The following is a 5,976-nucleotide window of genomic DNA, read 5'->3' on the forward strand; positions in this document are numbered from 1 at the left end:
CGCCGACCCAGGCTTCTGCGTAGCCGAGCTTGTCGGCCATGATGATTGCGTCGCGGTCCTGCTTGAGCAGCTCCGTGTAATTCCGCTTCGGGTCGTGAAGCGGCATCATGAAAAGTCCGAGTTTCATATTGTCTCTACTCCGATGTGTGTTTGAGTGCAGGCTCTTCCGCACGGCCTCGTTTCTGCAATGTCTATGCCATCCGATGACTTGTTTAGCGCCGCTCCATACAGTGGCGTCACGAACTGCATTCGTCTCACGAGTAACTCCCGAGTCTCAACGCTGCGATTGCCGCGGCTCACACGTGAGACAGGCGGCGCACTGCGACCGAAGTCCGATGGGAAATCCGGTGCTCGTCATCCGCCCATCGCATCGACGTGCCTGGCGTGGTACTTGCGACGTCTTTGCGCGTGGCATTTCCAATCAAATAGGCAACCGTATGAACGCTCCAGAAAAAATGTATCTGGCAAAACACGACGTGCAGGGGCAAGCAGACGAGCGTGGCCTGGCCATCAACCGCGTGGGTATTCGCGGCGTTCGTTATCCGTTAGTCGTAGAGAGCGAGGCGGGCAAAGAGGTCCGCACAACCGGTGAGTGGGCGATGGATGTGTATCTCGAGGCTGACAAGCGAGGCACGCACATGTCCAGATTCGTCGAGCTTATGGAGGGTCGGCAGGCCCCGCTCAGTTATGCAGCGATGCGTGAAATGCTGCATGCGACGCAGCAGCTGCTCGAGTCACATTCCGCACGTCTCGAAGTACGGTTCCCTTATTTCGTTCGCAAAGCTGCTCCAGTGTCTGGCGTCGAAAGCCTCATGGATTACGAGGTAGCGATGATAGGTGAGGTAACGGGGGATACCGCACGCGTGACGATGCGTATCCTGGTGCCGGTCACGAGCTTGTGTCCTTGCTCCAGAAAGATATCGAGGTACGGTGCCCACAACCAGCGCTCGCACGTCACGATTACCGCGGAAGTGAGCACACAGGTTTGGCCCGAAGACCTTATCGCGATTGCGGAAGAGGAGGCTTCGTGCGAGCTATGGTCGCTGCTCAAGCGCGCGGATGAGAAGTTCGTGACCGAGCACGCGTACGAAAACCCGAAGTTTGTTGAAGACCTGGTGCGTGATGTTGCGGGGCGACTCTACAAGGCCAGCGGTGTCCGCTCGTTCGTCGTGGAAGCCGAGAACTTCGAGTCCATCCACAACCATAGCGCTTACGCCATGGTTGCCTCCGAAAATAGCCCGGTGTTTTCTTGACGGTCTGCGGAGACTGCCGCCTCAGCGGAGCAGTCGCTCGGCTGAGACCGTGTCAGTCAGTTTGTCTCAGTCGTGAGACCGCGGGGAACTGCTGGGAACGCACCTGCGCAGAGGGCTCTAAGGATTCAACGTCCTAGTGCCGCTCGGATGTCTCACGAAAAAATTGGCACGGCCTTTGCGTTGACATACTCGAGACATAAGCAACATTAGATGGCCTCAACTTTGGCCGCCAATAAGCGAGCGTTGGGAGTTGGACATGTTTGAACGCACAACACTCTCCTCTCCGGAGGAAATCATTAGCGATGTGCGGGCTGGACGCATGGTCATCCTCGTTGACGACGAGGACCGTGAAAACGAGGGAGACCTCGTTGTTGCCGCCGAAGCCATCACACCACAGATGGTTAACTTCATGGCCCGTGAGGCATGTGGGCTTGTCTGCCTGACGCTCACACGCAAGCGCTGCGTGCAGCTCAACTTGCGTCCGATGGTGGAAGACAACCGGTCATCGCATACGACTGCGTTCACGGTGTCAATCGAGGCCGCGCAAGGAGTGACAACCGGAATCTCCGCGCACGACCGCGCGAAGACGGTTCAGTCCGCCGTTGCGGCGAATGCATCTGCGGCCGACATCGTGAGTCCCGGCCACGTATTTCCCCTCTGTGCGAAAGACGGCGGTGTGCTTGCACGTACTGGTCACACTGAAGCGGGGACCGACCTCGCGCGATTGGCGGGATTTGAACCGGCATCGGTCATCTGCGAAATCACGAATCCAGACGGCACCATGGCCCGGCTCCCACAGTTGCTTGAATTCGGCAAGAAGCATGGTATCCGCGTCGGCACGATTGAGAGTCTGGTTGCGTATCGGAAGGTGCATGACCGACAGGTATGGGAATGCGCCCGAAGCCTCGTCTTCAGCGACTTCGGCGTGTTTGAGAAAGTATCCTTCGTCGATGGCGTAACCATCGAACCTTATACCGCGCTTGTGCGAGGCTCCAAGCGCGAAGGTGATTCATTTCCAATCGGCGTCGTTCGGCTCCCAGCCGATAACTCCTCAGTCGAAGGCTTGCTGACCGACCCGCAGGGTGAACTCTCTGAGTTACTGCTGCGCATCAGTCTCGGCCAACGTGGCGCACTTATCGTGCTGCGGGAAGGACGCGAGAAGACTCAGTCGACAGAGCAAGCAAATCATTTCCTTTGTGATGCTGAAGTGGTCGAGAAGATTGCTGCAGAGCTTGATATCGACAGCTCTCTAATTGCCGACTACGGCGTACTGGGCGGCGTCTGTTTTGCCGAGGCGGCGTAAGCGAATCCACGTAGCTTTACTGTTTCAAACCGGTTTGGACGACGCCGCCGGATGGCGTCGCGGGCCATGTCAACCTAGAGGTTTTATGAAAATCAAGAGCGCGAATATCTACCTGATCAAGAGTGGATATGTGAACCCGATTATCGTCGAACTCGTTACCGATGACGGCACGACCGGCATTGGCGAAGCCGCAATCGCATACGGCCTCGGCAGCACGGCAGCCGCAGGCATGATCAAGGACATCACCGAGCGTCTGATTCTGGGCCGCGACCCGTTCCGAATCGAAGAGCTATGGTCGGAAATGTACGACATGTCGTTCTGGGCCAAGGGTGGCGGCGCAATCACCTTCGCCGGTATCAGCGCGATTGAGCAGGCTTTGTGGGATATAAAGGGCAAGGCGATCGGCATCCCTGTCTACGAATTCTTCGGTGGGAAAATTTTCGACAAGGTGCCGGTCTACGCAAACGGCTGGAACTACCATTGCTTGGGCGCATCTGAGTGGGCACAAGCTGCCGCACGACCGATTGAAGATGGCTACAAGGCGCTGAAGTGTTATCCGCTTGCGACGCAGGACTATCTCGGCCGCCTCAAGCACGTGACCCGTCGTGCTCACGACAAGGAGTTCACGGAACTCGCATATCAACGCGTGAAGAAGCTCGTCGAATTCGTTGGCTCGGATGTCGAGATTATGCTCGACCTGAGCGGCGGCCTCACGACCGACGAAACGATTCGTCTGTGCCAGCGCTATGAGGACCTGGGTATCACGTGGCTCGAAGAGCCGTGCGACGCGTTCGACGTCGGCGCGTTGAAGCGAATTGCCGACTCCACGAAGATGTCGATTGCGGCTGGCGAGCGGCTGTACACCCGATACGGCTTCCGCAAGGTGATGGAGCCCCAGACCGTGGACATCGTGCAGCCGGACATCGGTAATACGGGCGGCTTGATGGAAACCAAAAAGATTGCCGCGATGGCCGAGGCGTATAACCTGCGTGTAGCGCCGCATAACTGCGCGAGCACGTTATGTACCGCTGGCACTCTGCAGGTAAGCGTAACGCTAGCGAACTTCATGACGCTTGAAATCTATCCGTACTTCAGCGACGCGAAGAACTACGTCCAGGTTCTGGAGAATCCGCCCGAGGCTCGTATCAAGGGTGGTTGGCTGGAGGTGGAAGACAAGCCAGGTCTCGGCGTTACGCTCGCAAGCGAGAACGTGAAGCCGTTCCTGTGGGCGAAGTGCGAAGCCTAAAGTGAGGCGGTAGACAAAAGGGAGGCGGCGGTGCGCAGCAAACTTCGCGCAAGCCGCACCTGCGACGCAGTGGTGCTATGGCCTTTCGAATGTAGCGGCGGAGCGCGTACCGAAGTTGAGGCCGATTCGTGGCCTTACTGGCGCGCAATCAAAACGAGCATCATGTCGATCGCGGACGTGCGGCCGCAAAGGTAATCCGCTTGCCGTCAATGCAGTATAGTTCGCGGCGGACTGCGAACGGCGGCGTTCGCGAGCTCGCCGCTTGAGCCATTCAGCCCAAGCAAGAGTCAACGCGCGAAGACTGTCACCCCAATCGCCGTATCGGTGGCTCCATAGCGCCGCGGGAAATCGAATACCTGAGGGTGTCGGTAGTCGGCCACCGCGTCGATGCTTGCCACCACATCTTGGAAGAAACCGTTAAAAACCCTAAGACGGCTTCTGCGAGTCGCCGCCCTTGATTGTCCGCAGGTTTTCACGTAATCCCGGCTGCGACCGTCTTGAACATCGGCCTGGGGCTGGCCACCGGCGCGAACGACGGGTAGGGGAGCGCATTGCCACCGATGTACGCATATCGTCGCGCGCAGCCGCCGTCCGACAATTGCGGCCGCGGGCGCCGCGACGATCTGCAGGCGAGCGTTTTCGCAGCGGGCAACAAACTAACCATCGACGCTTTGGTATAGCCAGCAACAGGGTCGCCCACCGCTTAGGCGCCGGTGACACACATCCCCGACTCGCAGGGGTGAGCGCATCAACCGCGCGCCAGCCTTCCATCTCCGACCACGTGCGGCAGGCACCTCGCGCCGCATCCCACATTGAATCAAATCTTATCGCTGGTGTGTCAGGCATCTGGTCCGAAGACGCCAGCCAGTCCCGAGTCGCCTTTTTGACCTCTGCCGGGCTGCCTTTCTACATTGCCTGCGCCATGCGAGCACATCGCGCGATCGATCCCGTACGACTGGCGCGCGCCCGATGACTGCCGAGCAGACAAGAGCCCTCCGGGATCCTGCGGCGCTTGGTCAGTCGCGTCGGGAAGTGAGGTTGCGTTGCGGAAGAACAGCCGCGGTAGCGGAATAGATGGACAAGATTAGCGCGCAACGGACATCATTAGCGGAATTTGCGAACATCAACACAAGAATCCACGATCTGTGGCGAACAACTGAAGGAATTGAATGTATCGTCTGGGTACCAATCTTCTGCTTGTTATCCTCTGGTGCGCTGGAGCGACAGCTGTCGTTCAGGCCGATGACTCCGAAGTCGTCAAGATTGGCGTCCCCGCACCGTTGACTGGTTTTTCGGCATCATACGGCAAGGATGAAGAGAACGGTGCAAAGTTGGCCTTTCAGGAAGCCAACGAGGCCGGCTTGATTATTGGCGGACGGAAGATTCGCTTTGAGGTGGACGCTCAGGATGACGCGGGAGACCCCAAAACGGCGGTGCTGGTTGCGCAGCGCTTTGTGGATGAGCGCGTGAGTGGCGTGATAGGACACCATAATTCGGGATGCTCAGTCGCTGCATCGGCGTTGTATGAGCGTGCCGGTATTCCCGAGATTTCCCCTGCTTCAAGTTCACCAACTTTCACTGCCCGCGGGTTTGCGACGACGTTTCGCACTATCAGTAACGATGAGCAGATGGCCGTTTTGGCAGCGAACTATTCTGTAAGACAGTTGGGCGCTAAACGCATTGCGGTCATCGATGACAGTACCGACTACGGGACAAACCTTGTCACAGAATATGTAAAGGCGGTGAAAAACGCGGGCGGCAAAATTGTCACGTGGCAATATACGACGACGAAATCGATCGACTTCCGGGCCATCCTAACGACGATTAAAGGATTAACTCCCGATCTGATTTTTTATGTCGGCCAGGACCTTCAGGCAGCCGGGGTGGCGAGGCAGATACACCAGCTCGGCATCAGATCGAAGTTCATGGGCGAAGGCGGATTTACCAACGATAATTTCTTGCGTTTGGCCGGGCCCAGCGCGGAGGGCATGTACAGTTGGGAGTATGGAATGCCGTTGGAAAGGATGCCGCGTGCAGCTGAGCTGAATAAGGAACGGGTGAGAAATAACTTCTCGAAGTGACCCTGGCCGGTGCAAAGCGACGCTGGTAAGATGCGGTCATTCTGGAGGACAGACGATGCAGGCTGGTTACCGGGCTGAGATTGAAACGCGGAT

The 5,976-nt window shown here is 57.7% G+C and carries 3 protein-coding genes and 1 pseudogene; all 4 read left to right on the forward strand.

What is annotated here, in order from left to right:
• Window positions 1-437 precede the first annotated feature (437 nt).
• The 4 genes and pseudogenes from folE2 to AB3X96_RS41840 all read left to right on the forward strand — a co-directional run bounded on the left by folE2 (window position 438) and on the right by AB3X96_RS41840 (window position 5,883).
• A complete protein-coding gene (folE2, locus tag AB3X96_RS41825; protein ID WP_368594325.1) occupies window positions 438-1,253 on the forward strand; it encodes a GTP cyclohydrolase FolE2 in 816 nt (271 codons plus the stop codon).
• A gap of 256 nt (window positions 1,254-1,509) precedes the next feature.
• Window positions 1,510-2,118, forward strand: a pseudogene (gene ribB, locus AB3X96_RS41830) (3,4-dihydroxy-2-butanone-4-phosphate synthase); the annotation flags it as partial.
• Window positions 2,119-2,641: 523 nt separating this feature from the next.
• Window positions 2,642-3,802, forward strand: a complete 1,161-nt coding sequence (locus AB3X96_RS41835) for a mandelate racemase/muconate lactonizing enzyme family protein (RefSeq protein ID WP_368594323.1) — start codon at window positions 2,642-2,644, stop codon at window positions 3,800-3,802.
• 1,169 nt (window positions 3,803-4,971) lie between these two features.
• A complete protein-coding gene (locus AB3X96_RS41840; RefSeq protein WP_368594324.1) occupies window positions 4,972-5,883 on the forward strand; it encodes a branched-chain amino acid ABC transporter substrate-binding protein in 912 nt (303 codons plus the stop codon).
• The last annotated feature ends 93 nt before the right edge of the window (window positions 5,884-5,976 follow it).

The organism is Paraburkholderia sp. BR13439 (assembly GCF_040948805.1).
In the GTDB taxonomy this organism is placed as follows: domain Bacteria; phylum Pseudomonadota; class Gammaproteobacteria; order Burkholderiales; family Burkholderiaceae; genus Paraburkholderia; species Paraburkholderia youngii.